The organism is Bowmanella yangjiangensis (genome assembly GCF_017255015.1).
Lineage (GTDB): Bacteria > Pseudomonadota > Gammaproteobacteria > Enterobacterales > Alteromonadaceae > Bowmanella > Bowmanella yangjiangensis.
Map to the genome: position 1 here is coordinate 1 of NZ_JAFKCS010000423.1, position 667 is coordinate 667.

The 667-nt window shown below is 63.3% G+C and carries 1 protein-coding gene; it reads right to left on the reverse strand.

What is annotated here, in order from left to right:
• Positions 1–106: 106 nt before the first annotated feature.
• Positions 107–481: a hypothetical protein gene (locus J0A65_RS24935; RefSeq protein WP_152489895.1), complete on the reverse strand. Its 375-nt coding sequence runs from the start codon at positions 479–481 to the stop codon at positions 107–109.
• Between the last annotated feature and the right edge of the window lie 186 nt (positions 482–667).

Sequence of the window (667 nt, forward strand, 5' to 3'; positions counted from 1 at the left end):
TTTGTGGGGTGGGGGGGGGGGGGGGGGCACTAAGCGCGTCCGACTACTGCTCCGGTGAACAGCATTACGACAGGTCGGGCGCTTTCCTCAGCGTGCCGGCCCCGGTTCAGTTGCCGGCGGCCTTCAGCAGCGGGTTGCCATTGGCACCGGCACCGCCGTTGGTCTTGTAGGCGTCGAGCAGTTTGCCGGCCTTGCTCCACTCGAACACGGTCGACTCGTTCTTGTTGTACGCACCCGGTAACGCGGTGATCAGGCTGTAGTCGTACTTCCACACTTCCTTGCCGCTCAGCTCGGACTTGGAGTTAGGGTGACCGACCTGCTTGACGACCTCATCCTGAGTGGCACCGGAGCTTTTCAGCTGCTGCAGCGTTTCCGGGGCGATGTACACGCCGGTCTCGTAGTCCAGCGGCGTACGAACGTTGCAGCCTGCCAGCAGGGTCAGAGAGAGGGCCGCCGCGGCGATGAGGGTTGTCTTGTTCATGCTGAATGTCCTTGTTTTGATCCGTCCATACCGCCAACGGGGCCTCGGCGCTGCGCGCGGGCAGCCACGCTAGGGCGGTAAGCAAGGAGCATAAGGATGGGCAGGCGGCCCAGCCATAACACAGATGACCTAATGGCCTTGTGCTGGCTGTGCCTCCCCGGACCAGGATCGCAGCAGCGACCGAAC

Coding starts and splice junctions, on each gene's coding strand:
- J0A65_RS24935 (WP_152489895.1), bottom strand. CDS start 481: ATGAACAAGACAACCCTCATCGCCGCGGCGGCCCTCTCTCTGACCCTG.